Raw genomic sequence first — 26,432 nt, forward strand, 5'->3', positions numbered from 1 at the left:
AGAGTGGTAGGCGAAGGGGCCGGTACGGTAAGCGGGTGCACCCGAACGACGCCACGTCAGCCCAGGTCCGCGCCGCCAAGCCACTCACGATCACCGAGCAGGCGCGACGGGCGCAACTCATCGGCGTGACAATCGATCTGGTTGCCCGGCACGGCTATCGGGGCACCTCACTCGCCCGCATCGCGGAGGGGGCCGGCATCTCCAAGGCCGCCGTCCTCTACCACTTCCCGTCCAAGGACGCGGTCGTGCGGACCGCCTACGCCTCGGTCCTGGAATCCCTCACCGCGTACGTCGGCGCCGAAGTCGGAGCACGATCCGGTGCGTCCGCGGTGGAGGCCTACGTCCGGTCCCTGGTGGCGTACCTGCGGGACCACCCGGACCACACCCGGATGATCGTGGAGGCGTTGAGCGAGGACACCGGCATCAATGACACGCCGAACGCGCGCAGTCGGCGGGAGGCGGTCGCCGGTCTGATCAGCGCGGCGCGGGCGGCCGGCGACTACCGGCCCAGCGTCGACCCGCAGGCCACCGCCGTCATCGTGAACGGGGCCATCGACGCGATCGTGTCGGAGTGCCTGGCCGACCCCGACTTCGACAGCCGGCACGCAGCCGAGGAACTGGTCACCATGCTTCGCCGGTCCCTCGGCACCGCACCGAAGGCCGGGAATCCGTCGTCCTGATCGGCCGTCAGACCAGGCCGGCGTCGCGCAGCAGCTGCCACAGGCCGGCGCCGTCCGGCGCGGACAGCCACTTCTGCCCGACCGGACCCGACGACGGGCGGCCGGCCGGGGCGGGCAGGGTGCCGGCCAGCACCGACTGGGTCGGGGAGAGCCGGCGGATCGCCACGCCTGCGACGTTCTCCGGGTGGGCGGCGGCGAACTCCCGGTAGATCTCCTGGTCGTGCTGACCGTCGTCGCCGACGAGCAGCCAGCGCACGTCGGGGAACTCCCGGGACAGCCGTGCGAGGGTGACCCGCTTGTGTTCCATGCCGCTGCGGAACCAGCGGTCGGCGGTCGGGCCCCAGTCGGTGAGCAGGAGCGGCCCGGCCGGGTAGAGGTGCCGGGACAGGAAGCGGGTCAACGTGGGCGCCACGTTCCAGGCGCCGGTGGAGAGGTAGAAGACCGGTGCGCCGGGGTGCGCGGTGACCAGCCGCTCGTAGAGCACTGCCATGCCGGGCACCGCGTTGCGAGCGTGCTCGTCGAGCACGAACGTGTTCCACGCGGCGAGCAGCGGCCGGGGCAGCGCGGTCACCATCACCGTGTCGTCGATGTCGGAGATGATGCCGAACTTGACCTCCGGGTCGAGGATGCGCACCGGCGCGTCGACAGGCTCGGCGTCCGGGACACTGAGCCGGACCGTACCCCAACCGGGCGGCAGGTCCGCCTCGACCAGGGTGTCGACGAAGCCGCTGCGGTCGGCCCGCGTCTCGTGCCGCACCCCGCCGGCCTCGATGGTCACCGTGACGTGCTTGTTCGGCAGCGTCGTGAAGCTGCGCCAGCCCCGGACCTTGTCCAGCCGACCCCGCTGGCGGGTGTCCGGACGGCCCAGCAGCACCCGGCACATCACCCGCACCCAACCCGGCGCGCCGTAGCCGGTGTACGCGACGATGTTGACCCGCCAGCCGGTGCGCCGCAGCCGGCGCTCGACGAGCTGGTGCACGGCGTCCTCGATCCGCGCAGCCCGGTGCAGGTTCGGAACGGCCAGTTGGCCGGCGGGAGTGGGTGGCACGCGCCAACCCTGCCACACGTCGACAGCCACGGCCACGCGAGCCGACCCCGGCAGCGCCGGTGCGGCCCGGCCACCGTGGACCCGATCCAGCCCCACCCCGCTGCGCCGATCCGCCTCGGTGACCCGGCTGAACGTGAAACACTCCGGTCGGGACGACGACGGGGGCGTTGGTCGTGTCGCATCCAGAGCAGCACCGTGGGCGATGGCGCCCGCGACTCGATCGGCCGGCGCTCGTCGCGCTGCTGTTCGGGCTCGCCGGGGTCGTCTACCGGCTGGTCCTGACGCTGTTCACGGTGCCGGTGTCGAACAGCGACGAGGCGACCTTCGGCTTGGCCGCGCTGCACATCGGGCAGGGCCGGGAACACCCGGTGTTCCTCTACGGCCAGCACTACATGGGGATGTTGGAGTCGTACCTGGCCGCTCCCCTGGTGGCGGTGTTCGGGCCGAGCTGGCCGGTGCTGCGGCTGCCGATGCTCGCGCTCTACGCGGTCTTCCTCTACCTGATCCACCGGTTGACCCGCCGGCTCGGCACCCCGTGGTTCGCCGCCTTCGTGGTGGGTCTGCTCGCGCTCGGCCCGGAGCGGGTGGTGCGCGACCAGCTCACCGTCGTCGGTGGGCGGCCGGAGGTGAAGCCGGCGGTGCTGCTGATGCTGCTGATCACCGTGGGGTTGGCCGTCGGCACGGTCCACCGCCGACGGCTCGCGATCGGCCTGTTCGGGCTGCTCGTCGGGCTGTCCGTCTGGTCGGACTGGCTGATCCTGCCGTACCTCGCGGTGGCCGGGCTGGCACTGGTGTGGGCGGTGCGGCGGGAGCTGCTCGGCTGGTCCGGTCTGCTGCTGGTGGCGGGGGTGGTCGTCGGCGTGGCCCCGATGATCGTCGACAACCTGCGGGCCGGGCCCGGTGAGGACTCGCTGTCGGTGTTCCGGGAGGTCAGCACCAAGGCCGGGCCGCAGCCGCCGTGGTCCGACCGGGTCCGGGGCGGCCTGCTGGAGGGGGTGCCGCTCGCGCACGGGCTCTGCCCGGTGGACGGCTGCGGACGCTGGCAACAGTGGTTCGGCGTGCTGTACCCGGTGCTGCTGCTGGCCGGCGCGGCACTCGCCGTGCTCGCGTACCGTCGCGCCGCCGGGGCGCCGCGCGGGGAGCGGAGCGGACGCGCGGCCGAGGCGCTGCGCGGGGAGCGGGTCGGGCCGGTAGTGCAGCTCGCGCTGATCGCCGGCGCGGCGTTGACACTGCTGTCGTACGTGCGCAGTCCGCTCGCCGCTACCAGCCCGCTGGACAACGCCCGGTACCTGTCGGTGCTGCAACTGTCGCTGCCGGCGGTGCTCTGGCCGCTCTGGGTGGTGGCGCTGACCGCCTGGCGAGGCACCAGCAGCGTGCTGGGACGGTTCACCGGCGCGCTGTCCGCCGCCGTGCTGGCCGCGCTGACAGTGACCACCCTGGTGATCACCGTGCTGTTCGCGACCACCGGCACCGCGCCGTCGCGGACCGAGGAGCGCCAGGCCCGGGAGTTGGCCGCCGCGCTGCGCGCCGACGGACCCCACGAGGTGTACGGGGACTACTGGACCTGCAACCGGTTGATCTTCAACACGGATGAGTCGGTGGTCTGCGGGGTGCTCGACGGGGACCTGTCGCCGGGGCAGAACCGCTACCGGCCGTACTGGCGGCAGGTGGGGCGGGCCGAGCGACCGGGCTACGTGGTGGAGGTCGACTCGCCGATGGACCGGCGGTTGCGCCGGTTGCTCGCCGACCGGGCCGACGCCACGCCGGTGCGGGAGGTCGGCGGCTATCGCGTGTACCACCCCGACACCCCGGTGCGGCCCTGGCGGTAGGGGCTGGTCGTACGCTGGCCGGGCCGGCGCGTGGGGCGCCGCCGTTTCGCCCGTCGAGGAGACCCATGCTCATCCTGTTGCCGCCCTCGGAGGGGAAGGCCGACGCCGGCACCGGGCGGCGCTGGGCCCCGGACCGGCTCTCGCTGCCCGAGCTGAACCCGGCCCGCGAGCGGGTGCTGGACGCCCTGGTGACGCTGAGCGCCGGGCCGGACGAGGAGGCCGCGCGAGCGGCACTCGGCCTCAGCGAGGGCCAGCGGGGCGAGCTGCGGCGCAACGCCCGACTGCGGGAAGCGGCCACCGCACCGGCCGAGCGGCTCTACACCGGTGTGCTCTACGAGGCGCTGGACCTGGCCTCGTTGCCGGCCACCGCGCAACGGGCGGCCCGCCGGTCGATCCTGATCAGCTCCGGGCTGTGGGGCGCGGTCCGGTTGGCCGACCGGATCCCGCCGTACCGCTGCCCGATCGGCGCCCGCCTGCCCGACGTCGGGGCGCTGTCGACGTACTGGCGCAAGGAGCTGACGCCCGCTGTGGACGCCGCCGCCGGGCGCGGCCCGGTGCTGGACCTGCGCTCCGGCGCGTACGCCGCCACCTGGACGCCGCGCGGCGAGCTGGCCGAACGCACTGTCACCGTGCGGGTTCTGCACGAACGGGAGGTCGACGGCGTGCTGGTCCGCTCGGTGGTCAGCCACTTCAACAAGGCGACCAAGGGCCGTCTGGTCCGGGACCTGCTCGTCGCCGGCGCCCGGCCGCGCACCGCGGCGGAGCTGGTGGGCACCCTGCGGGAGTTGAAGCACACGGTGCTGGAGCAGGCCACCGCCGCGGGCCGGGTGCGGCAGGTGGATCTGGTGGTCACCGACCTGTAGGGGCGCCGCAGCCGCAAGATTTGCTCAAGGCTGGGCCGGACCGGTTCCGTAACGGCGTGGCAGGGGCCACGGTAGGGCAACCCAGACTCCGACAAGGGAGCCTCCGTTGACCCACGAACCCGCAGTGCTCGACCGGCCCCACACCCCGACCACCCCATCCCCGCTGGGCTGGCTGACACTGGGCGACGCGTTCGAGGCTGCCTGCCTGCTGCGGTGCACGCCGCCACCGACCGCCGCCCGGCCCAACGCGATCCGTGCCGAGCACACCGCCGGTGTGGAGTTCAACAGGGAGGACGCCGCGCAGCGGATGCGGCAACTGCTCAACCGGCTGGACATCCCGGTCACCCACGAGGTGGCCGTCGGCGGCCTGCGTCGCCGCTACGAGTTGCACCGGCTGTGGGTGCCCCGGGAGCACCAGGGCGCGTACACCCGGATGTTGGACGCGGGCTGGTGGCAGGGGCGACGCGAGCTGCTCGGCGGGCCGCTGCCCGGCGCCTCACCGGCCCGCCGACGGTTGGTGACCCGCCTGGCGGAGGCAGCCTGGCGCTCGGCGTTGCTGGCCGCCGGGCGGCACGTCCGCCGGCACATCCTCGGTGTCCGGCTCACCGACCGGGAGCTGGCCGCGGTGCTCATCCGGGGCGCGGCGGTGCTCGACGTGCCGGCCCGGCTCCGCCCCGGCACCGGTTGCTTCCTGGTCAGCGTGGCCGACGGCCCGGACCGGCAACGGATCCTGCGCAGCGCGGCGTTGGAGCCGGCGCGCGGCCCGATGGCGGAACCCGGGACGGCGACGACGCGCGGGGTGACCCCGACGTCGGCGCGGGGCGCGGGCCTGGCGCCGGCAGGTCGCGCGGCCTGCTGAGCGGGTTCCGACCGTCCGGCACCTCGCCAACCCGGGCTTGCGCGCACCCGCCCGACGGCGCACAGTGCACCGCGTGAGTCGTACCTCGTCCCGCCGCGCCGGCCTGGCCGCCCTGTCGACGGTGCTGCTGATCGCGAACCTGGCCGTCGCCAGCTGCCGGGACGCCCCGACCGAGCCGACGTCGATCCGGATCGCCACCGGTAGCCCCACAGCTGTCTACTACGCGTTCGGGCAGTCCCTGGCGGCCATCCTCAACCGGGAACTCCCCGACGTACGGGCCAGCGTGGTGATCACCGCCGCCTCCGCGGAGAACGTTCAACTCGTCGGCGCCGGCGGGGCCGAGCTGGGCTTCACCCAGGCCGACGTGCTGCCCACCAGCACGGCGGGAAGCCCCACTGTCGACGCCGTCGCCCGGGTGTACGACGACCAACTGCACCTGGTCACCACGAGCGGCGGCCCGGTCCGCACGGTCGCCGACCTGCGCGGCCGGCGAGTCTCCGTCGGCGCGGCCGGCTCGGGCACCGAGATCACCGCGACCCGGCTGCTGGAGGTGGCCCGCCTCGGTGGTGACGAGGTGCGGCGGGAGCGGCTCGGACTGGACGACTCGGTGGCGGCGCTGCGCTCCGGGCGGATCGACGCGTTCTTCTTCTCCGGCGGGTTGCCGGTCCGGGGCATCGAGGAGTTGGCCGAGGCCAGCGCCATCCGGATCGTGGACCTCAGCGAGTGGACCGAGCCGCTGCGCTCGCGCTACGGCCAGGTCTACGTCTCCCGGGACATCCCCCGCTCGGTGTACGGGGTGGACGCGGTGACCACCGTCGCCGACCCGAACTACCTGATCGTCCGGGCCGACCTGCCGGAGCCATTGGTCCGGGAGGTGACCCGGCTGCTGATGGAACGCCGGGCCGAGCTGGCCGCCGCCCATCCGGCGGCGGGCCGGATGAGCCCCCGCTCGGCGATCGTCACCGCGCCGCTGTCGCTGCACCCGGGCGCCGCGTCCTGGTACCGCGCCACCAAACCGTGACGGCCGGGCCTCACAGTGCCGGTGAGGGGCGCAGGTCGGCGGCCGGTTCCTCCTCCGCCGACTCCACCGCAAGGGTCGGCGTCGGGAACCACAGGGCGGCGATCAGCCCCCGCGACTCCCCCGGGCGCATGGTGAGCCGCCCGTCCGAGGCGTCCACCAGCACGGCGGCGATGGTCAGACCGAGCCCAGCGCCGTCCACGTTCTGCGCGTCCGGGGCCCGCCAGAACCGCTCGGTGGCCTGGCCGAGCTGACTCTCGGTCATGCCGGGGCCGGAGTCGCTAACCTCCAGCGCCACCCCGCCGTCGCGGCTGGCCACCGTCACCGTCACCGCCCCGCCTGCCCCGCTGAACTTCACCGCGTTGTCGATGAGGGCGTCCAGGGCCTGGTCGACGGCGGTCGGCACGGTCTGGGCGTACGCCGGGGCGTCGGTAGTGGCCAGCCGCAACGCGACCGACCGGTGCCGGGCCAGCGGCGCCCACGCGGCCACCCGGGAGGCGGCCACCGCGGCGGCGTCGACTGTGACGCGCTCGTTCTCCTCCCGTTCGGCCCGAGCGAGGGTGAGCAGCGCGTCGAGGACCAACGCGAGTCGGTCGGTCTCCTCCAGGGCCAGCCGGTGCTCGGACCGACCGTCCGGGTCGGTGAGGCTGGGCCCCAACTCCTCCACCCGCAGCCGCAGCGCGGTGAGCGGGTTGCGCAGTTGGTGGCTGGCGTGGGCGACGAAGGCACGCTGCCGGTCCATCACGTCGGAGACCACGTCGGCCATGTGGTTGAAGCTGGCCGCGAGGCGGCGCAGCTCCGGCGGTCCCAACCGGTGCTGCACCCGGGCGCCCCGGTCGCCCTCGGCGATCTCGTGGGTGACCGCGTCCAGTTCGGTGACCGGGCGCAGCACCCAACCGGCCAGCCCGAACGCGGTGAGCACGCAGGCCAGCACGGCGAGCAGACCGGCCAGGGCGAGCAACAGCCACCACGCGATGACGGCTCGACGGATCGGACCGGCCGGGGTCACGATCACCACCGCTCCGAGCACCTCACCCCCGTCGTTTATCGGTACCGCCACCATCACCGGGTCGGTCGTCCAGGGCCAGACCGACTCGGGGGCGCTGGTCTGCTGCCCGGACAGGGCGACGTCCAGCACCGTCGCGGTCCCCGGGCTGGCCTGCCACCTCGGCGACGAGACCGGGATGTTCCGGTCCCGGTCGACGATCGCGGCGCTGATCGCGTACAGGTCGTCGTAGCTGGTCAGCTCCGACTCGATCGGGCCGGGCCCGCCGTCGCGCAGCGCCGGGCCGGCCAGCGAGGCGAACCGGGTGGCGTCGGCGAGCCGGTCGGCGCGGACCCGTTCGGTCTCGCGGCTGGCCATGGTGGCGGCCAGTGGGGTCTCCAGCGCGATGAGGACGAGGACCATCAGCAGCAGATAGCTGATCACCAGGCGACGGCGCACGTCAGCTCCTCACGCGTCGCGCAGCCGGTAGCCGACGCCGCGCACGGTCTCCACCAGGCGGGCGTCGCCGAGCTTGCCGCGCAGCGACCCGACGTGCACCTCGACGGTGTGCCGGTCGGCCCAGGTGGTGCCCCAGGCGTCGAGCAGGATCCGATCGCGGGGCACCGCCACCCCGGGCTGGCGGGCCAGCGAGAGCAGCACGTCGAACTCCTTGCGGGTCAACGTGACGGCCCGGCCGTCGACGGTCACCGTCCGCGCGGCCACGTCGATGCGGACCGGCCCGGCCTCGATGAGGTGCCGCTCGGGCGCCGCGTTCGCGGCGCGGCGCAACACCGCCTCGATCCGGGCCTGCAACTCCACCATCGAGAACGGCTTGACCACGTAGTCGTCAGCGCCCAGGCGCAGACCCAGCACCCGGTCACGTTCCTCACCCCGGGCGGTCACCGCGATGATGCCGAGCTGACTGCTGCGCCGACGCAGCTCCCGGCACAGGTCAGTGCCGTCCCCGTCGGGCAGGGTCAGGTCGAGCAGCACCAGGTCACAGGGTGCGGCGGAAAGCGCGGCGGCGACGGTGGCGGCGTGCTCGACCTCGTACCCCCGGCGGGTGAGGGCGGAGGACAGCGCGGCGGCCACCCGGCGGTCGTCCTCCACCAGCAGGATCCGCACCCGTGCCCCCGTCCCTCGCAGCGCTGTTCTGCGAATGGTGGCAGAAGTGCGCGCGGACCGGGAGGCCGCCCACCCGCGCTGGGCGGGCAGCCGGCCGCTACAGGCCGAAGGTGTCGTCGGCGGTGGCGTCCCGGACGCCGTCGGTGAACCCGCGGAAGCCCGGGTCCTCGTGGCTGGCCGGCACGCTGGTGACGTTGACCCCGCTGGCCTGGGTGACCGCGTCGACCAGGGCCGGATAGTCGATTTCGGCGTCCTGGAAGGCGTCGTCGTCCGCCTCGGCCAGGTTGATCACGTGCTGCACGTCGTCGGACGACGTGTCCGGGTCGTCGGCCCACTCACCGCCGGCCTGGTAGCACTCGTCGTACAACGCGCGCTGGCTGTCGGTCCAGTCATCGTCGTAGCTCTTCATCGCCCATCCCTCCGCGGCCCGTGACCTGAGCATGCCCGGCGGGAGGCGACGGGCGCGGCGGTACCGGCGAAAACCGGGCGGGCGCGCCGACCACTGCCCCGTACGCTGCTGTGGTGATCTACAAACTGCTGTCGAACGCCGAATGGGACGACGCCCTCGCCGCCGGCGCCTTCACCGGCTCCGCGGTGGACCGGCAGGACGGGTTCATCCACCTCTCCGGCGCCGACCAGGTGGTCGAGACGGCGCGGCGGCACTTCACCGGGGCGACCGGGTTGACACTGCTCAGCGTCGAGGAGGAGCGACTGGGCGACGCGCTGCGCTGGGAGCCGTCGCGCGGCGGGCAGCTCTTCCCGCACGTGTACGGCCCGCTGCCGGTCGCGGCGGTGGCGGAGTCGCGGGCGTTGCCGGCGGACCTTCCGGCCGCCGACGCGGTGGCCGCCCTGCTGGGCTGACCGGTCGCGGCACTGCTGGGTTGACCCGGTGGCCGCTCTGCTGGCTGACACGGACGCGCCCGGCCCGACAGTGTCGGGCCGGGCGCGATGCCGAAGGGACGGGGGCTCAGTGGCAGAGCCTGGCGATCTCCTGCTGGAACCGGTCCATCGGGTTCGCCTCGGCCGGGCCGAGCAGGTAGGTCTTGAGCTCCCGGCGGGCCTCGGTCATCGGGTCGTCACCGGCCCGGGTGACCGACACGATCTTCTCCAGCTCGCCGCAGTCCTTCGAGAGCAGGTACGCGGCCCGCGCCGTCGGGAACTCGCGGCGGAAATCGTCCTCCGACAGGCCCGCTGGGTTGGCCACCACGTACGGCCGCTGGCTCTGCACGAAGTCGGACACCACACTGGACACGTCGCTGACCAGCAGGTCGGTCTGGTTGAAGCAGTCGAACAAACCCGGTGTGCGGCCGGTGACCACCAGGTGCGCGGTGCCGTCCAGCGAGGACGCGTCCGGGTTGCCGCCGGCCGCGCGGATCGCCGTGACGATCCGGTCGTGCACGCCCTTCGCCGCCTTGGACCGCGAACCGGTGAGCGGATGCGGCTTGTAGATCAGGCGGACCCGCGGATTCGTGGCGAGCAGCCCCTTGACGATCCGCTCACCCATCAGCACCAGCGAGGTGTGGTACGGGTCGTCGTCGAGCCAACCCTCCCAGGTGGGCGCGTAGAGCACCGTGAACGGCCGGTCCACCGACTCGGCGCCGAAGGTGTGCACCCCGGCGAGCTGCGGCCGGCCGATCTCGACGATGTCCGCGTCGAGCACCCCCACGCCGGCCCGCGCGTAGCGCTCCCGGCCGGCCAGGCCAGCGACCCAGACCTCGTCGTACACCTTGCTGTAGGGGTTGACGCTGGCCTGCTTGTCGCTGTCGCCGTGCCCGACGAAGACGTGCTTCGTACCCGGCTCGCGGAGCATGTGGATGTTCGCGCCGACGTTCGCGGAGTAGAGCGCCGCGCGGATGCCGCCGAGGTCGAGGTTCATGAAGTCGACCCCGGCCGGTACGCAGATCACCGGCAGCCGGGTGTCGGCCAGTTCCAGGAACGCCTCGCGGCTGCGCATCAGCACCACAGCGCGCTGCTGAAGCGCCTCGGTCGGGGCGAGCCACATGTTCGCCTGGTAGACGTCCTTGGCCGGGCCGGCGAAGTAGAGCGCCACCTCCGGCCGGTAGTTGTCCAGCCAGCGCTGCACCGCGGGCAGCAACGGACCCTGCCCGGCACCCCGACCCCGCAGCCAGGTCAGCGCGATGATGGCGCCCACCAGGCCGGTCGCCACGACCGCCACCGCGCCGGCCACGAAGAACGGCGTCGAATCGTGCTGCACCGCGGCGGCCACGCCGGCCGGCACCAGCAGCAGGTTGAGCAGCGGCATCCGGTCACCGGCGACCGCCGCCGCCCAGGCAGGCGGTTGGGGGGCGCCGGACAGTGGACCCAGGTCGATGTTGCGCACCATGGCGGAGAGCGGGTTACGACGATCGATCATGGTGGAGAGCGCACCCGCGAAGACCGACACGACCCACACCGCTGCCGGCAGCACCAGCAGCAGGGTCAGCTCGCCGCCGCTGAGCCGAACCTCGGCGACGACCAGCAACACGGCGGCGAGGTCGCGGGTCAGCTGCCGGTACGACCAGTGCAGGCCCACCTTCTCCAACAGCAGTTGCGACGGCGGTGACCAGCGGGCGACGGCGAACTCGCCGATGATGGCGGCCAACCCGGCGACGGCGAACAGGCCGATCCAACCGAATACGCCACCGACGAGCATGACCAGGTAGGCCAGTACCAGTAGCGCACTCTGGGCGGCCACCCCGAGGCGTCCTGTCAACGTGCCGAACAAACGAGTTCGCTCCCTACGAGTTCCATGACGGGCTGAGCCCGTGGTGTGGTCGACGTCAACCTCGGCGGCACTGCGGTTGCGGCCCGGGGCTGTCGGCCGGCATGGCGCGTAGCCTCCGACCGGACGACGCCGGTCGACCTTTCCGCGCAGGTCACATGCCGTGCCCCAGGTCCGCAGCGCAGTTTGTCAGGAAGTGGCGACCGAACTTGTCTGCTCGGGCCCCAGTCACTGACTGCGACCTTAACGCGAGACGACGGGCGGGCGTCACTCGGGTATCGACACAGCTTAAGGACAAACCGCCCTGGTGACCGACGCACCGGCCACCCGGGAGGAAGCGGACCCGAAGCTGGTACCGGGCGCGGACCCCGAAGCGCCGACGGCGGTGGGCTTCCTGAGGTCCACAGCGGCCAGCCGTCGGTGGTGGAGACGATGAGCGGCCCGCCACCGATGCCGGCGCGCCCACACGCTGGGCCGGGGCCGACACACCATGGCCCGGACGCGGCGCGCGTCCTGGCCATGGTGTGGACATGTTCCGGCAGGTCAGCGGCCAGCGGTCGGGGACGCGGTGGTGCGGTAGCAGTACATCGCACCGGGTGGGTTGCGCGACGCGATCCGCTCCAGGCCGAGGTACGGCGCGGCGTCGGCGACGAGGGTGTTGGATTTCCAGACGCAGACCAGGCTGACACCCACCCGGCGGATCGCGGCGTCCACCTCGTAGATCGAGACGGTCCGATCGGCGTCGGCGAACCTCGCCAGCAGCAGCCGGTCCTGGGAGAACTCCGTGTCGATCCCGTAGTCGGTGAGGTAGAGGTCACGGGGAAGCACCACCCGGACCTCGGTCGTGACCTGTGGGAGTGCCCGCATGACCGACGACGGCGCGAGCACCAGGCCCGGTGGGCGATTGTCCAGGTTCTTGATCCAGAAGGACGAGGCCTTACGGGCCTCCGGCATCCGCCAGGTCGGCTTCGTCTGGACCAGGTCGTCGGTCCACATCGGCTTGCCCTGGGTGTAGAAGGCGCACACCAGCACGGCGGGGAGCGCGAAGGCCAGGACGCGATTGACTCGGGCCAACCCGGGCAGCCGGATGACGGCCAGCATGCCGACGAGCGCCGGCACCGGCAGGATCCACGGCACCCGCCAGAGCACCGCGCGCAGACCGCTGAGGTCACCGGCGAGCTTCAGCAGGCCGGGAATCATCAGGACCGTCACCGCGAGCACGGCACCGGCGGCGAGCTGACGGGGCGCGCCCGCGCGGAGCACCAGGGGCGACCACCACACGGCGAGCCCGGCGATGACACCGAGGATGCCGAGCCACAGGGTGAGCTCGTAGATGGTCCGCAGCGGCAGCAGCGGCGTATAGGTGGCGACGGTCGTCTCGATCCCGCCCCGCAGGACCTGGACGAGCGCGCCGGACAACACGGGGTAGAGCGACACGGCCGCGAAGCACAGGACGGCCTCCCGCACTCGCCGGGTGAACAGCAGCACGACCGCCGCCGCGGCGCCGAGCAGGGGCAGGAGCATCACGGCGGTGGTGGTGTAGCCGACGCTGGCCACGGAGAGCAGGGCGAGCAGGATCAGCGCACGTCGGGAACGGCGCTCAAGGTAGTCGGTGAGATACACCCAGGCCAGTGGGATGAGCGCGTGCACGAAGACGCTCTTGCCCTGGGTCAACCGCGGCAGGTGGTAGGTGTTCAGGGAGTCGGCGTAGTAGGCCACGAGCAGGATGTAGGCCGCCGCCACACCGAACGCGACCAGTGGACGGCGCGGCGCCCACCGCTGCACGAGTCGCCACAGCGCGAAGATCGCGAAGACGGCCAGCACCGGCAGGAGCAGATACCACGTCGCGGTCGCGGCGTGCACGTGCAGGACGCGCGCCATCGCCCCGATGAAGACCTCGAAGGACGGCAGTGGCGGGTTCGCCGAGCCCGCCGGCAGGACGCCCTCGGTGAAAAGGAAGTCCCGGAAGGGGATCTCGTCCCGCTCGGCCACCCAGACCGACTTGCCGACGTAGAAGACGTCGTCGAGGGAGACACGGCCGATGAGCGTGGCGAAGTAGGCGGCGGCCAGCGACACGACGAGGACCACCCAGCCCTGCCTCGGCGTGGTCTTTCGGCTGACCGGAGCGGCACCCGCGTCGGTCGGCCCACCGCGACGGGGCACGGCCAGCCACGCCGAGATGACCGAGACCAGGCCGAGCGCGGCCGCCAACCACCAGGTCACCATGCCGGTGCCGAGGGCCGCGAACAGCGCCGCACCCAGCGCGCTGCCGATGGGCAGGGCGTACCGGCGCAGCAGCGCTACCCGGTTGGCGGGCGCCTCGGCCGGCGTGTCCGCCGGCTCGTCGTCTGTGAGTCGGCCTCTCGTGTCACGCCGCCGGAGCTTCCGGGACACGTACGCCACGATCGGCAGCAGGGCCACCCAGCCGAGGAAGACAACGGAGGGACGCAGGTCGAGGCCGAGGTTGAGGTGGTAGAGCAGAGTCCAGAGGGCGAAAGCGACCACCGCCGCGTCGGTGAACAGCACGGGTGCGGCGGCCACACCGGCGTTGAGTCGCCCGATCAGATTCAGGCCGCGCCCGGATCGGCTGGCGCCCTCCGCTGCGGCGTCCGCAGTCGGGGCGTTCTCTCGGTCGGCTGGCGCTGGCGCCACGACAGCGTCTTCGACTTTCGTCACGGGTCGTCCTTGTCGTCCGGCGGCGGATGAGGGGGCGAAAAGCGGGTGTCGGCTCGGTGACAGCCGGGTGTCAAGGGGGCAGCCTAGCGGAGGCGAACCGGGGTTCCGGGCCCCCGTTCGGCGGGTGTCGCGGGCTCGGTCAGCCTCAGATCGGAGCCGCTCGCGGGGCCGACAGGGCCCTGTTCGCGCCCATCCCGGCGACGACGGACTCGACCAGACGGTCCAGGTAGCCGTCGGTGAGTGGGAGACGGGCGATGGCGAGCCGCCAGTAGAGCGGCCCCACGATGAGGTCGACGGCGGCGTCCAGCTCCGTGTCGGCGGGCAGTTCGCCACGTTGCACGGCCCGGGTGACCAGGTGACCGCCGATCTCCTGCTGCCTGGCGTGCAGCACCTGACGCAGCGTCGCGTCGATGCTGGGGTTGCGGGCGGCCTCGGCCAGGAGATCCGGAATGATCTGCGACGCCAGTGGGTGGCGCAGCGCGTGCGCCACCGCCTGGAACAGCAGCGCGAGGTCACCGCGCAGCGTGCCGGTGTCCAGTGCGGGGAGCTTGCCGTGTGCCGCAGCGGCGACGACCTCCAGCACCAGGTCGAGCTTCGAGCTCCACCGTCGGTAGATTGCCGTCTTGCTGACGCCGGCCCGCCGGGCCACCGCCTCGATGGAGAGCCGGCCGTAGCCGACAGCGGCGAGCTCCTGCATCAGCGCCCGGCGGATGGCCGTGGTGATCTCGTCGCGCAGCACCGCCGCGCCGGCCGGTGCCCGCCTCTTTTCGGTGGTCATCGAGGGCTCTTATCGCAGGTCACGCCGGACAGCGTAGCGCAACGACGGTACGGTTGCGTCCCGACGTGTTTCGGACTACTGTCCTCGCAGCGACGAGGCGGCGCCCCGCGCATATTTCCCACTAGGATTCGATCGTCGCGAGCAACCCCCGTCTGCACGAAAGATCGGAGCGCCATTTCCATGGCCACCACCGCGCTGGTCGACCCCGACACGGGCCTGACCCAGGCGCAGCTGGCCGCTCGGCACGGGCTACGGGTCGCCGGTGAGCGACCCAGCCTCGTCGAGTACAGCCGCCGACTCTGGGCCTACCGGCACTTCATCGCCGCGTACGCCAATGCCAAGCTCGTCGCCTCGTACAGCAACGCCAAGCTGGGTCAGCTCTGGCAGGTGCTCACCCCGCTGACCAACGCGGCGGTCTACTACCTGATCTTCGGGGTGGTGCTCGCACAGAACAGCATCCCGAACTTCATCGCCTACCTGACCACCGGGTTGTTCATCTTCAACTTCACCCAGAGCGCGGTCCTGGCCGGCACCCAGTCGATCAGCAGCAACCTGGGGCTGATCCGGGCGCTGCACTTCCCCCGGGCCAGCCTGCCGCTGTCCACCACGATCACCCAGTTCCAGCAACTGCTGGCCTCGATGGTGGTGCTGGTCGGCATCGTGCTGGTCACCGGCGAGCCACTCACCTGGGAGTGGTTGCTGCTGGTGCCGGCGTTGCTGCTGCAGGCGGTGTTCAACGCCGGAGTGGTGCTGCTGGTGGCCCGACTGGGCGCCAAGTCGAGCGACCTGAAGCAGGTCATGCCGTTCATCATGCGGACCTGGATGTACGGCTCCGGCGTCCTCTACAGCGTGAGCCTCTTCGACCGGCTGCCCGGCTGGGCGACGACACTGGTGCAGTACAACCCGCTGCTGGTCTACATCGAGCTGGCACGGTACTCGCTGCTCGAGGAGGCGCCGTTGCTCAACGAGTCGCTGGCCCAGCTCTGGCTGGTCGGCGCCGGTTGGGCGCTGGTCGCCGGCATCGGCGGTTTCATCTACTTCTGGCGCGGCGAACAGGAGTACGGCCGTGGTTGATCACTTCGACGCCCCCACCGAGGCGAGCGCGACGATGACCCGAACCCAGGAGCGCATCCCGACAGTGGTCGTGGACGACGCGCACATCATCTACCGGGTGCACCAGGGTGCCGCCGGTGGCACCACGCCGGTGGCCGCGCTGCGCCGGCTGGTCAAGCGCACCCACGCGCCGAACGTCCGGGAGGTGCACGCGGTCAAGGGCATCTCGTTCACCGCGTACCGGGGCGAGGCGATCGGGCTGATCGGCAGCAACGGCTCCGGCAAGTCCACCATCCTGCGGGCCATCGCCGGTCTGCTGCCGGTGAACCGGGGCGCCATCCACACCCAGGGGCAACCGTCGCTGCTGGGCGTCAACGCCGCCCTGCTCAACGACCTCTCCGGGGAGCGCAACGTCGTCCTCGGGTGCCTGGCCATGGGGATGCACCCCGACGACGTGGCCAAGCAGGCCGCGGGGATCATCGACTTCTCCGGGATCAACGAGCGGGGTGACTTCGCCAGCCTGCCGATGCGGACGTACTCGTCGGGCATGGCGGCCCGGCTGCGGTTCTCCATCGCCGCCGCCAAGAAGCACGACGTGCTGCTCATCGACGAGGCGCTCGCCACCGGCGACAAGGGCTTCCGCAGGCGCAGCGAGCAGCGGGTGCGGGAGCTGCGGGAGGGCGCGGGGACGGTGTTCCTGGTCAGCCACCAGCTCTCCTCCGTACGGGACACCTGCGAACGGACGATCTGGCTGGAATCGGGCGTCATCCGGATGGATGGCCCCACCGACGAGGTCATCCGGGCGTACGAGGCGTACGCGAACAGCAAGTAGAGTTCCGGCGAACGTCCGGCACCGACATGCACCTGAGGACCGCGTCGCCCGCGTTGGGGCGACGCGGTCCGCGCGTTAAGGTTCATTCCGTCGCCGCTCGGGCGGAACCTTCCGTTAACGCATCCCTGAGAGTGAGGATCCGGCAATGACGCAGGACCAGACCCCTGGCCCGGACGCCGAAGCGGAGACCCCGACGCCGTGGCGGCCCTCGCGGACAGTGGCGGTGGTTCTGGCCGGCGGCACAGGGACCCGGCTGGGCCTCGGCATCCCGAAGCAGCTGCTGAAGATCGCCGGTAAGCCGATCATCGAGCACACCCTGGCGGTCTTCGAGGCGGCACCGGAGATCGACGAGATCATCGTGTTGATGGCCACCGGCCACGTCGAGGACGCCCAGCAGATCGTCGAGAAGGCCGGCCTGCGCAAGGTCACCAAGGTGATCGAGGGCGGTGACACCCGCAACGCCACCACCCGGATCGCCCTGGACGCTGTCGGCCCGGAAGACTGCAACATCCTCTTCCACGACGCGGTGCGCCCGCTGCTCAGCGGCCGGATCGTGCGCGAGTGCGTCAACGCGCTCTGGAGCTACGACGCCGTGGACGTGGCCATCCCCTCCGCGGACACGATCATCCAGGTCGACGACAACGACTGCATCACCGACATCCCGGTGCGCTCTCGGCTGCGCCGTGGTCAGACCCCGCAGGCGTTCCGCTCCCCCACGATCCGGGCGGCGTACCAGATCGCCGAGGACGACCCGGACTTCGCCGCCACCGACGACTGTGGCGTGGTGCTGCGCTACCTTCCCGGCACCCCGATCAAGGTGATCGACGGTTCGGACGAGAACATCAAGGTCACCCACCCGGTCGACGTACACCTGGCGGACAAGCTCTTCCAGCTCGCCGCCGCGCAGGCCCCCCGACTGACCGACCACCGCAGCTACAGCGAGGAGCTGACCGGCCGCACCATCGTGGTGTTCGGCGGCAGCTACGGCATCGGCCACGAGTTGACCGAGCTGGCCCGCCGCTACGGCGCCCAGGTCTTCCCGTTCAGCCGTTCCAGCACCGGCACCCACGTGGAGCGGGCCGCTGACGTCGAGGCCGCGCTGACGACCGCCTTCGAGGCCACCGGCCGGATCGACCACGTGGTGGTGACCGCCGGCATCCTGGAGAAGGGCGCCCTCGCCGAGATGGACGAGGAGACCATGGACCGGCTGCTCCAGGTCAACTTCGTCGGCCCGGTGACCATCGCCCGCCAGGCCCTCCCGTACCTCCAGCAGACCAAGGGCCAGTTGCTGCTCTACACGTCCAGCTCCTACACCCGGGGCCGCGCCCGCTACGCGCTCTACTCGGCCACCAAGGCCGCCCTGGTCAACCTGACCCAGGCGCTCGCCGACGAGTGGGCCGACGTGGGCGTGCGCGTCAACTGCATCAACCCGGAGCGCACCGCCACCCCGATGCGGACGCGGGCCTTCGGCGAGGAGCCGGAGCACACCCTGCTCGCCGCGGAGGCCGTCGCCCAGTCGTCGCTGGACGTGCTGATCTCCGACCTGACCGGTCAGGTGATCGACGTACGCCGGGCACCCGGCGACGGGCCCACGCCGAGCGTGCCGGCGCAGTCCGGGTCGGGTCGGGTCGAGGCACCGGCCGGCGCGACGTCCGCCAACTGACGCCGACGGCTGCCGAACCACGAACGGAGCGACATTGCGCGGCGACCTGGTCCGAAAGCTGGCCGCCCGGTGCCTGACCACCGGGTTGGCCGTGCTGGCCTTCGTCGTGCTGGCGCTGACCGGCGCCACCGGCTGGGGGCTGGCGTTGGCCGTCGCCGCGCTGGCCGCCTCGGCCGCTGAGCAGCGGATCCGGCCCAGCGCCGACCTGGTGGCGGAGACCGCGTTGATCGCCGCGGCGATCCTGGTCGGTTACTCCCGGCGGCTGGACGACGGGCTCAACCTCGCGCTGGTCGCCACCGGGCTGGTCCTGCTGGGGCTGGTGCTGCTGGTGGGGCCGCTGCGCACCGCCGGCGGTCTGGAGATCAGAACTGCCAATCTGCCGGTACGCGCCTGGACGCCGCTGATCGCCGACCAACTCGGCACGGCCCTGCTCGGGCTGCTCGCCGCCCTGGCGCTCGCCGCCACGCTCGCCCTCCCGGCCGGTGTGGCGCTGGCCGCCAGCCTGCTGGTCGGCGCGGGCGCCGGTGCGGTCGCGTTGGACCTGGCCCGGCGACGGTTCCGGCCGCGCGTCGGTGGCGGGTCGGTGGCCGCAGCGCTGCGCCGGCACCAGCCGGAGTTCCTGCTCTACTTCTCCGCGCCTCCGGGCTCGGAATACCAGGTCACCATGTGGCTGCCGTACCTGCAACGGATCGGCCGGCCGTTCCTGGTCGTGCTGCGTGAGCCGGAGTTCCTGGCCCCGATCGCGGCGGCCACCGACGCGCCGGTGGTCTACTGCCCCACCCTGGGGGCGATGGACGAGGCGTTGGTGCCGAGCCTGCGGGCGGCGTTCTACGTCAACCACGGTGCGAAGAACAGCCACTGCGTCCGCTTCACCCAGCTCACCCACATCCAGCTGCACCACGGCGACAGCGACAAGGCGCCGAGCGCGAACCCGGTGTCGGGAATCTTCGACCGGATCTTCGTAGCCGGGCAGGCGGCGATCGACAGGTACGCCCGCGCCGGAGTGCAGATCCCGACTGACAAGTTCGTGGTGGTGGGTCGCCCGCAGGTCGAGTCGATCGAGGTACGCCCAGAACCCGCACGAGGGTTGGGGCACCCGACGGTGCTCTACACGCCGACCTGGACCGGGCACCACGCCGACGCCGACTACTGCTCGCTGCCGGTGGCCGAAAGCCTGCTGCGCCGACTGTTGGAGCGCGGCGCGACGGTGATCCTGCGAGCCCACCCGTACACCACGCAGAACCCGGCATCGGCCCGCCAACTGGGCCGCCTGACCGAACTGCTCGTCGCCGACCGGGCCCGCACCGGCCGCCAGCACGTGGTCGGCGCGGCGGCTCGGGAGCTGAGTCTGACCGAGTGCGTCAACTCCGCCGACGCGCTGGTCTCCGACGTGTCCGGCGTGATCTCGGACTTCCTCTACTCCGGAAAGCCGTACGCGGTCACCGACATGGGCGACGAGGGCGACCGGTTCGTGGAGCGGTTCCCGCTGGCCGGGTCGGGTTACGTGCTGCGTCGGGACATGTCCAACGTGGACGAGGTGCTGACCGCCCTGCTGGACACCGATCCGCTGGCCGAGGCTCGCTGGGCCACCCGCCGCCGCTACCTGGGTGACTTCCCGGCCGAGGCGTACGCCGAGGCGTTCCTGACCGCCGCCCGCCGGGAGCTGACACCGGCTCAGACACTGGCCGCGTCCACACCGGCGTAACCGAATCAGCGGTACGGGTCGAGCAGCGCCAGCACCGCCGCCGGGTCCTCCACGTGCGCGTTGTGCCCGAGACCCGGAAGCGTGGCCACCGGTACGCCGTACTCCTTGAGCTGTTCGTCGGTGACCATCGGGTCGTTCTCCCCGCGCGCCAGCACCACCGGCACGTCGGTCGCCGCCAGGAGCGCGGCCAGGTCGGGCTCGCCGACGGCGAAGGCGGCCGGGTCCATGGCGAGGCGCCACCGGCCGTCGACCTGGCGCAGCCCGGCGTCCACCACCGGATCGTCCGGCGGGACCAGGCCGGCCAGCCCGGAGACCCGCAGGTAGCGGCGCGCCGCCTCGGTGCGGCTGGCGAACCAGCTCACCGGTCGGGCGGCGACCTCGGCGGCGCGGGCCAGCTCAGCGGGTGACCAGAGTGCCTTGATGCCCAGCCCGACCACCGCGTCCACCGGCGTTCCGGCGTCGCGGGCGGCAAGCACCAGGCCGACCACCCCGCCCAGCGAGTGCCCGAGCACTACCAGCCGGTCATCGGGGGCGAGGGCCTGCGCGATCTGCTGAGCGAAGCCCGGGAAGGAGTACGACGGCAGCGGCGACGCCCAGCCGTGGCCGGCGAGGTCCGGTGCCAGCCACCGACCGGGCCAGTGCTGCTCAAGGTACGGGGCCCAGGGCAACCACACGTCCCCGGTCGCTCCCATGCCGTGCAGCAGCAGCAGGACCGGCCTGCGGCCGACGTGACCACCCGTTTTCTCCACCACGGCCGCAGTCTCCCACGGTTCACTGTCGGGTACGAGAGCCGTCGACGCCGGACCGCGCGCACAAACGCCGCGGGCGCCGGCCCCTTGTGGAGGACGGCGCCCGCGGCGGTCAGCGTGCCCGGGTCAGGCGGAGTAGCCCCGGCTGGTGATCCAGTTGGCCAGGTCGATCGTGGTGATCCAGTACGACGGGTCGGCCGGGTTCGCCGAGTCGGCGATCCGAACGGTGCGGCCGTTGTCCTTGTAGCCCACGACGGCGATGTAGTGCCCGCCGCCGTAGGAGTGCCAGCCGCCGTCGGTGTCGGTGGCGTCCCCGACGACGTTCGCCACCACGCCCCGACCGTCGGTGATGGCCTTCACCACGTCGGCCTGGAGCCGGTCCATCTGGGCCGGGCTGGGCGCTCCGGGGAACATCCGGGTCCGGTACGGGGAGCCCTTCACCTCGGCGTTGAGCACCCGGGTGGTGTCCTCGGCCGAGTTGGTGCCCATCTCGGTGGTGCCCAGCTCGGCGCCGAGGTCCTCCTGGGTGCGGTCGATGCCGGCGGCGCTGAGCGCGTTCCGGGTGGCAGCCGGGCCGCAGTTGTAGTAGGTGTTCTGCGCCTCGTAGTCGTAGTCGAGCACCTTGGTCGCGGGCGGCTTCGGCCGCTCCGGCTTCCGGGTGAGGTCCGGGTTGCTGCTGGCCTTGGCTGCGGGCGACGCGGCGCTGGTGGCCGGCGCGGCAGTGGTCGGCGCGGCGCTGGCCGAGGGGGACGCGTCCCGAGCCTCGCCGCGGGAGGCGGTGAGGTCGCTGCGCATCTCGGCGACAGTGGTCGCGGTGCGCTGGCCGGCCGGGGCTTCGTCGGCAGTGGTGAGCAGGGCGCCGGTGGTGGTGGCGATCGCGAGGGCAGCGGCGGAGGCGGCGACGATCTGGTACGGGCGCTCGGTGGCGAGGCGGCGGAGCTGACGCTGCAGGGTGTGCTTCACGGGGTCCTCCACGGATCGGGGGGAGAGCGGCACACCGGGGCCGGACCGGTATCCGGGCAGGCGCCAGCGCGCGGACCGTGGTCCGCGGATGGTGAACCGCTCAGGGGAACGCCCGGCGCGGCCGGGCGGGGAAGGCGATGACCCGGGGGTCAGCTCACCGTCACGGGACGAATGAGCGGGTGCACCGCCGCGCCGTGGAGGCGAGGGAACAGCCGAGGGGTGGAAAGGTGCTGCACGAGGATGGGACTCCTTCCGACACCGCCTACCGGGTTAGCTGACGGATTCGGGCGGGAAGACGCCCTACCGCGGGCCGTGGCTCGCGGATTCACCCCGGACTTACTGGTGGGTCCCCGGTTCGTTGATCACGATTAAGCGGGTCGATGCGGCGTCGCGTCTTGCGATCGGTTACCGCACCGGACGGGACGACACTACTGGCGTCTCAACGCCCTGCCAAGCCAGGTTCACCTGCGTAAACCCCAATTGGCGCGACAATTTCTGCGCGTATTGCCGCTGATGTGACTCGATGGGACAACCGGTTACGGTGACGCCTACGGGCGACAACCGGACAGGCCGTAAAGAACGCGGCCACAATCGCGGGAACAATCCCACCGAACGCGTCGGACGTCGGATTTTCCGATTGGGTGACCGGCCTCACATCACGGATTGGGCTCAACCCACCCGGGCCGGGCGCCACAGTGCCACGACGGCGGGACGCAACGCCCCGGCCACGGTGCGGCGCGCGGGGACCAGGATCGGGCGGAGCCGGGCCGCCGCCGCGTACGCCTCCTCGGCGAGGGCACGGGCCGAGGAGGCGGCCAACTCCGCGTCGCGCCAGGCGACCCGCTCACTGTCGGCGGCCACCTGGTAGTCGGCCAGCCGCGCATCGCGGACCACCCGGCTGATCAGCACCTCCTGCTCGACCGGGTGTCGCCGGGGATCCCAGCCGCGCCGGTGCCCGAACACGTCGCCCAGCTGCGCCATGGTCAGGTCGCCCCGCCAGTACGCCGCCATCGCCGCCCGGTGCAGATAGCGTTCCCGGGCGGCGTACTCGGCGGGGGTGTGCGAGGTCTGCGGGGTGGGCAGCGCCCCGGCGCCGGCGAAGCGACGCGCGGCGGTGTCCGCCTCGTCGTACCCGGTCCAGGCCTGCTCCATCTGCTCCTGAGCGGTCAGCCAGGCGGCGCGCCGCCGCTTGGCGGTGATGGCCGCACGGGCCGCGGCGACGGCCACCTCCTCGGCGTAGCGGCGCAGGTCGACGGCCTCGGCGGCGGCCAGCTCCCGACGAGTGGGCCCGGCCGGGAGCGGGTCGTCAGTGGGGAGGTCCCGTTCGGGGCGGGCGGCCAGCACGGTGAGCAGGCCCAGGGTCAGCAGGAACAGCGTCGACCAGATGGCGGCGGCCCGCGGCATCTCGGTCACGAACTGGTAGAAGACGACGGTCTCCATGGTCGGCACCTCGGGGAGAGAGCAGTGCGATGGGGAGCCGCGCCGATCAGCGGGCCACTGTGGGCCACGGGTCGGCGGGTCAGGGAGCGGGTGTGTCGACAGGGCGCTGTGGCGGGACGGTCGTCCCGGTGGCTCAGCGCGCGGGTGGGGCCCGCGAAGCCCGACCGCCCGTACCGTCGATGAGGGGCAGCCGGTCAGATTCGGCCGCGCCGACCGGCAGCACGACGGCCGCCGTGGTGCCCTGATCACCGGGGAGCGCCACCGGCGTGTCGACCGACCAGGTCGGGGCCGACTCCTCTGCGGCTTCCGGCGGTGTCGCCGCGGCCGGGCGGGCCGCGCTGGATGCCCAGGAGTGCCGGTAGGAGGCCGCCAGCGACCCGGCGGCGGCCGAGGCCGGCACGGCGCTCGACGTCGGCACCGGGCCGGGTGTTGGCGTGACGGCCGTGGCCGGGCCTGCGCCGAGCGCCAGGGCCGCGACGACGGCGAGGCTGGTCAGCACCCGAGTCGCCCAGCGCGCCACCCACCACAGCGGACAGGTGAACGCGACCGGAAGCACGCCCCAACGCTACCGTCGCGCCGACCCGGGCGCACCGACCACGGGCGTGTCGGATCACGCCGCGCCGACCCCGTTGACCAGGGTGGACGTTGTCAGCGCAGGTCGACGTACGGTGATCGACCGCCAGCCTGACCGACCTCGTCGGCAGGTCCGTCGACAGTGCCGTTGGCGCTGCTTCCGGGATCCCGAGCGTCGTCGCCGCCGGCCGCCCGTTGTCGGGGGACGGGCGCCGGACGGGCCGCACGGCGCGGCGCGAGCCGGCGCATCATCGGGGTTTCGACGAAGCGGTGCAGCAGCCCGGCGAGGATCAGGTTCGCCGCCAGGAAGCCGAGCACCACGGCCGGGCCACGCCAGCCCGCGAAGCCGATCCCCCAGGTGCCGCTCCAGCGCAGCACGCTCGTCATCACCAGCACGTGCACCAGGTAGAAGGCGAACGAGACCTCACCGAGCCAGACCAGCGGCCGGGACCGCCACGGCGAGCGCCGACCCCGCACGTCCGCGTCCGCAGCGGCGGTGATCACCAACAGGTACGCGACCGCGAGCAGCGTGGTCCACAACTCGGCACGGATCCACTGCGCTGCCGCCACCCAGGTGACCAGGAAGATCCCGCTGGCCACCCTCAGACCGGGACCGCGCCACAGCCCCCGGCGCATCAACTCGGCAGCCACCGCGCCCAGCCAGAACTCCAGCGACCGTACCGGCGGGAATATCTGGGTGAACCACCAGCGGCTCACCTCCGGCACCAGCTCCTGCGCCGGCCAGAGCGCGAGGATCAGCAGCGGCAGCGCGACGATCAGCGCCCAGAGCAGCTTCGGTCGGGCCCGGCGCAGCAGCGGCAGCGCCAGCGGCAGACACAGGTAGAAGAAGAACTCGCAGGACAGCGACCAGCTGACGGTGTTGATGCTGTAGAACCAACCCGGCCGGGGGTCCCACGCCTGCAACAGCAGCAGGTTCTCCAACGCCGCCGCCGGCAGGACCGGGTCGGCGAACCACCAGGCGACCACCAGCGTCGCCGCGAACAGCACCAGGTGGTTCGGGTAGATCTTGGCGATCCGTCGCCGCCAGAAGGTACGCCGGGAGTCCCCCTCGCGGGCCGACCAGACCAGCACGAAACCGCTGAGGATGAAGAAGAACTGCACCCCGGAGAGGCCGAGGGTGAACAGTGCGTCGATGACGGCCTTGTAGTCCGGCTCGGCGATGATCCGCATGGTGCCGGCATGGAAGCCGAAGACCAGCAGAGCGGCGATCCACCGCAGTCCGGTCAGCGAGGGCAGCCGGGGCAGGGCCGGTGCGGGCCGGGCGGCCGACGTCGCGGCGACGCTCGTCATGCCGGGATCCCGGCGCTCGGCAGGGTCACCAGCACGGTCGTAGCCTCCTCGTCGCGGCGTCGGACGGCGCGACGGCGACGCCCACGACGACCCGGCAGGGCCGCACCGAGGCACCCTACCGGGTCACTCCCGGGTGAACCGGACGCGTCCCACCCGCCCCACGAGCCCGCGTTCCCCGGGCCGGAAACCGCCCACCGGCCCGGCGTTAACCTTCCGCTCGGCGGGAGTTCAGAGAGTCCACCATCGGCGGCAACGTCAGGTTCCGGGTCCGGCCACCCGGGTCGTCGAAGGTGGCGGACGTGGTCAATGAGCCGACGCACGCACCGCTGCTGAGCATCGTCGTGCCCGTGTACGGCGTCGAGGCGTACCTGTACCAGTGCCTCGAGTCGATCCGGGCCGACATCCCGGCGGGCGAGTCGGACGCGGTCGAGCTGATCGCCGTCGACGACGCCTCCCCGGACGGCTGCGGCGACATGCTCCGCTCGTACGCGGTCAGCCGCGACGGCGTGCGCGTCGTGCACCTGAGCAGCAACGTGGGTCTGGGGCTGGCCCGCAACGCCGGGCTCGACGTGGCCACCGGCCGGTACGTCTGGTTCGTCGACAGCGACGACTGGTTGCCACCTGGCACGATCGCGGCGGTGCTGGACCGGCTGCGCCAGCACCAGCCCGACGTGCTGATGCTCGACCACCTGCGGGTGCACGAGGACGGCCGGCGGGAGATCGACGCGAGCAGCCCGCTGCTGCGTGGGATCACCGGCGTGACCCGGTTGGCCGACCAGCCGCAGCTCCTGCGGGTGCAGCACACCGCCTGGAACAAGGTGGTCCGCCGGGACTTCATGGACGAGTTGGAGCTGCGGTTCTTCCCCGGCTGGTACGAGGACATCCCGTTCAGCCACCCCCTGCTGATCGGGGCCGAGAAGATCTCCGTGCTGGACCGGGTCTGCTACCTGTACCGCCAGGGCCGCCAGGGCGCGATCACCTCCACCCGCAGCGGCCGGCACTTCGACGCCTTCGCCCAGTACGAGCGGCTGATGGACTGGGTCGCCCGGAAGCACCCGGACGAGCGGTTGCAGGCCGAGCTGTTCGAGCTGATGATCAGCCACTACCTGGTGGTGGTGGGCAACGACGGCCGGCTGCACCCGCACCTGCGGCGCGACTTCTTCCACCGGGCCACCGCGCACTACCGTCGCTACCTGCCCACCGGCGGCTACCCGCTGCCCCCCGGCGTGGCCGGGCTCAAGCACCGCCTCGTCGGGCGGGGTGACTGGGTGGCGTACTCGGCGCTGCGCCAGGCCCACCGGGTCGCTGGTCGCCTGCGCCGCTCCGGCCCGGTGGGCGGCGCCGACGGCGGTTCGCTCGCCGCCGACGAGGACCCGGGGCGAGGGGCGAGCGCCGAAAAGACGCGCGACGGTGGGCTCGCCCCGGAGCGGCGCGACGCGCTGGCCGTCGGCCGCCTGCCGTGATCGACCCCACCACGGAGCACGCCGGGAGCCGGGGCGGCTCCCGGCGCCCTGATTTCCCAGGTCGTCCGCCCGCCGGGTGGACGACGACAGCATCACC

At 72.4% G+C, this 26,432-nt stretch carries 23 protein-coding genes and 1 riboswitch; of the genes, 11 read left to right on the forward strand and 12 right to left on the reverse strand.

All coding sequences use genetic code 11. The annotated features are described in order from the left end of the window. The first annotated feature begins 35 nt into the window (after window positions 1–35). The gene (locus OG992_RS10620; RefSeq protein WP_238686267.1) at window positions 36–680 is read left to right on the forward strand and encodes a TetR/AcrR family transcriptional regulator; all 645 of its coding nucleotides are present in this window, start codon (window positions 36–38) and stop codon (window positions 678–680) included. Between the two features lie 7 nt (window positions 681–687). On the opposite strand, the gene OG992_RS10625 is transcribed toward OG992_RS10620, so the two are convergent. Beyond that, entirely contained in the window at window positions 688–1,728 is a 1,041-nt protein-coding gene (locus tag OG992_RS10625; RefSeq protein WP_238686268.1) for an App1 family protein, read from the reverse strand. 173 nt (window positions 1,729–1,901) lie between these two features. Between OG992_RS10625 and OG992_RS10630 the strand changes: the two genes are divergently transcribed. From OG992_RS10630 to OG992_RS10645, 4 genes are all read left to right on the forward strand, one after another. Next, entirely contained in the window at window positions 1,902–3,557 is a 1,656-nt protein-coding gene (locus OG992_RS10630; RefSeq protein WP_266303113.1) for a glycosyltransferase family 39 protein, read from the forward strand. A 65-nt stretch (window positions 3,558–3,622) separates the two neighbouring features. Next, a complete protein-coding gene (gene yaaA / locus OG992_RS10635) occupies window positions 3,623–4,420 on the forward strand; it encodes a peroxide stress protein YaaA (protein ID WP_238686270.1) in 798 nt (265 codons plus the stop codon). A gap of 106 nt (window positions 4,421–4,526) precedes the next feature. Next, the gene (locus OG992_RS10640; RefSeq protein ID WP_266303114.1) at window positions 4,527–5,279 is read left to right on the forward strand and encodes a hypothetical protein; all 753 of its coding nucleotides are present in this window, start codon (window positions 4,527–4,529) and stop codon (window positions 5,277–5,279) included. A 64-nt stretch (window positions 5,280–5,343) separates the two neighbouring features. Next, window positions 5,344–6,300 carry a TAXI family TRAP transporter solute-binding subunit gene (locus OG992_RS10645; protein ID WP_266303115.1) on the forward strand — a complete coding sequence of 319 codons (957 nt, stop codon included), beginning with the start codon at window positions 5,344–5,346 and terminating at the stop codon, window positions 6,298–6,300. A 10-nt stretch (window positions 6,301–6,310) separates the two neighbouring features. On the opposite strand, the gene OG992_RS10650 is transcribed toward OG992_RS10645, so the two are convergent. The 3 genes from OG992_RS10650 to OG992_RS10660 all read right to left on the reverse strand — a co-directional run bounded on the left by OG992_RS10650 (window position 6,311) and on the right by OG992_RS10660 (window position 8,816). Beyond that, entirely contained in the window at window positions 6,311–7,741 is a 1,431-nt protein-coding gene (locus tag OG992_RS10650) for a HAMP domain-containing sensor histidine kinase (RefSeq protein ID WP_266303116.1), read from the reverse strand. Window positions 7,742–7,750: 9 nt separating this feature from the next. Beyond that, a complete protein-coding gene (locus tag OG992_RS10655) occupies window positions 7,751–8,407 on the reverse strand; it encodes a response regulator transcription factor (protein WP_091401433.1) in 657 nt (218 codons plus the stop codon). 97 nt (window positions 8,408–8,504) lie between these two features. Further along, window positions 8,505–8,816: a hypothetical protein gene (locus tag OG992_RS10660; RefSeq protein ID WP_238686274.1), complete on the reverse strand. Its 312-nt coding sequence runs from the start codon at window positions 8,814–8,816 to the stop codon at window positions 8,505–8,507. Between the two features lie 113 nt (window positions 8,817–8,929). Between OG992_RS10660 and OG992_RS10665 the strand changes: the two genes are divergently transcribed. Further along, entirely contained in the window at window positions 8,930–9,268 is a 339-nt protein-coding gene (locus OG992_RS10665; RefSeq protein ID WP_238686275.1) for a DUF952 domain-containing protein, read from the forward strand. Between the two features lie 106 nt (window positions 9,269–9,374). Here OG992_RS10665 and OG992_RS10670 read toward each other — a convergent pair whose 3' ends face one another. The 3 genes from OG992_RS10670 to OG992_RS10680 all read right to left on the reverse strand — a co-directional run bounded on the left by OG992_RS10670 (window position 9,375) and on the right by OG992_RS10680 (window position 14,583). Next, window positions 9,375–11,132 carry a CDP-glycerol glycerophosphotransferase family protein gene (locus tag OG992_RS10670; protein WP_238686276.1) on the reverse strand — a complete coding sequence of 586 codons (1,758 nt, stop codon included), beginning with the start codon at window positions 11,130–11,132 and terminating at the stop codon, window positions 9,375–9,377. 540 nt (window positions 11,133–11,672) lie between these two features. After that, window positions 11,673–13,805, reverse strand: coding sequence for a DUF6077 domain-containing protein (locus OG992_RS10675; RefSeq protein ID WP_266303117.1), 2,133 nt, complete (start codon window positions 13,803–13,805; stop codon window positions 11,673–11,675). Window positions 13,806–13,950: 145 nt separating this feature from the next. Beyond that, window positions 13,951–14,583: a TetR/AcrR family transcriptional regulator gene (locus OG992_RS10680; protein WP_238686278.1), complete on the reverse strand. Its 633-nt coding sequence runs from the start codon at window positions 14,581–14,583 to the stop codon at window positions 13,951–13,953. Between the two features lie 180 nt (window positions 14,584–14,763). On the opposite strand from OG992_RS10680, the gene OG992_RS10685 reads away from it, so the two are divergent. The 4 genes from OG992_RS10685 to OG992_RS10700 all read left to right on the forward strand — a co-directional run bounded on the left by OG992_RS10685 (window position 14,764) and on the right by OG992_RS10700 (window position 19,836). Beyond that, window positions 14,764–15,657 carry an ABC transporter permease gene (locus OG992_RS10685; RefSeq protein ID WP_266303118.1) on the forward strand — a complete coding sequence of 298 codons (894 nt, stop codon included), beginning with the start codon at window positions 14,764–14,766 and terminating at the stop codon, window positions 15,655–15,657. Between the two features lie 34 nt (window positions 15,658–15,691). Then, window positions 15,692–16,468, forward strand: coding sequence for an ABC transporter ATP-binding protein (locus OG992_RS10690; protein ID WP_112585647.1), 777 nt, complete (start codon window positions 15,692–15,694; stop codon window positions 16,466–16,468). Between the two features lie 145 nt (window positions 16,469–16,613). Then, window positions 16,614–18,131 (forward strand): bifunctional cytidylyltransferase/SDR family oxidoreductase, encoded by a 1,518-nt coding sequence (locus OG992_RS10695; protein ID WP_266303119.1) that lies wholly within the window; start codon window positions 16,614–16,616, stop codon window positions 18,129–18,131. A gap of 34 nt (window positions 18,132–18,165) precedes the next feature. Next, a complete protein-coding gene (locus OG992_RS10700) occupies window positions 18,166–19,836 on the forward strand; it encodes a CDP-glycerol glycerophosphotransferase family protein (protein ID WP_266303120.1) in 1,671 nt (556 codons plus the stop codon). A 5-nt stretch (window positions 19,837–19,841) separates the two neighbouring features. Here the strand turns inward: OG992_RS10700 and OG992_RS10705 are convergent, their stop codons facing one another. The 5 genes from OG992_RS10705 to OG992_RS10725 all read right to left on the reverse strand — a co-directional run bounded on the left by OG992_RS10705 (window position 19,842) and on the right by OG992_RS10725 (window position 24,872). Continuing rightward, a complete protein-coding gene (locus tag OG992_RS10705; RefSeq protein WP_266303121.1) occupies window positions 19,842–20,588 on the reverse strand; it encodes an alpha/beta fold hydrolase in 747 nt (248 codons plus the stop codon). 123 nt (window positions 20,589–20,711) lie between these two features. Then, window positions 20,712–21,560, reverse strand: a complete 849-nt coding sequence (locus OG992_RS10710; RefSeq protein ID WP_238686282.1) for a C39 family peptidase — start codon at window positions 21,558–21,560, stop codon at window positions 20,712–20,714. 232 nt (window positions 21,561–21,792) lie between these two features. Beyond that, window positions 21,793–21,933, reverse strand: a riboswitch (cyclic di-AMP (ydaO/yuaA leader). A 284-nt stretch (window positions 21,934–22,217) separates the two neighbouring features. Next, window positions 22,218–22,988 (reverse strand): hypothetical protein, encoded by a 771-nt coding sequence (locus OG992_RS10715; RefSeq protein WP_266303122.1) that lies wholly within the window; start codon window positions 22,986–22,988, stop codon window positions 22,218–22,220. 133 nt (window positions 22,989–23,121) lie between these two features. After that, complete coding sequence (locus OG992_RS10720) at window positions 23,122–23,544, reverse strand: hypothetical protein (RefSeq protein WP_266303123.1); 423 nt, start codon at window positions 23,542–23,544, stop codon at window positions 23,122–23,124. A gap of 92 nt (window positions 23,545–23,636) precedes the next feature. Then, window positions 23,637–24,872 (reverse strand): acyltransferase, encoded by a 1,236-nt coding sequence (locus tag OG992_RS10725; RefSeq protein WP_266303124.1) that lies wholly within the window; start codon window positions 24,870–24,872, stop codon window positions 23,637–23,639. A gap of 299 nt (window positions 24,873–25,171) precedes the next feature. Here OG992_RS10725 and OG992_RS10730 point away from each other — a divergent pair, with 299 nt between their 5' ends. After that, on the forward strand, window positions 25,172–26,335 hold the full coding sequence (locus OG992_RS10730) for a glycosyltransferase (protein WP_266303125.1): 1,164 nt from the start codon (window positions 25,172–25,174) through the stop codon (window positions 26,333–26,335). Window positions 26,336–26,432: the final 97 nt, after the last annotated feature.

Origin of the sequence: Micromonospora sp. NBC_00362 (assembly GCF_026342155.1) — a bacterium.
GTDB lineage: Bacteria > Actinomycetota > Actinomycetes > Mycobacteriales > Micromonosporaceae > Micromonospora > Micromonospora hortensis.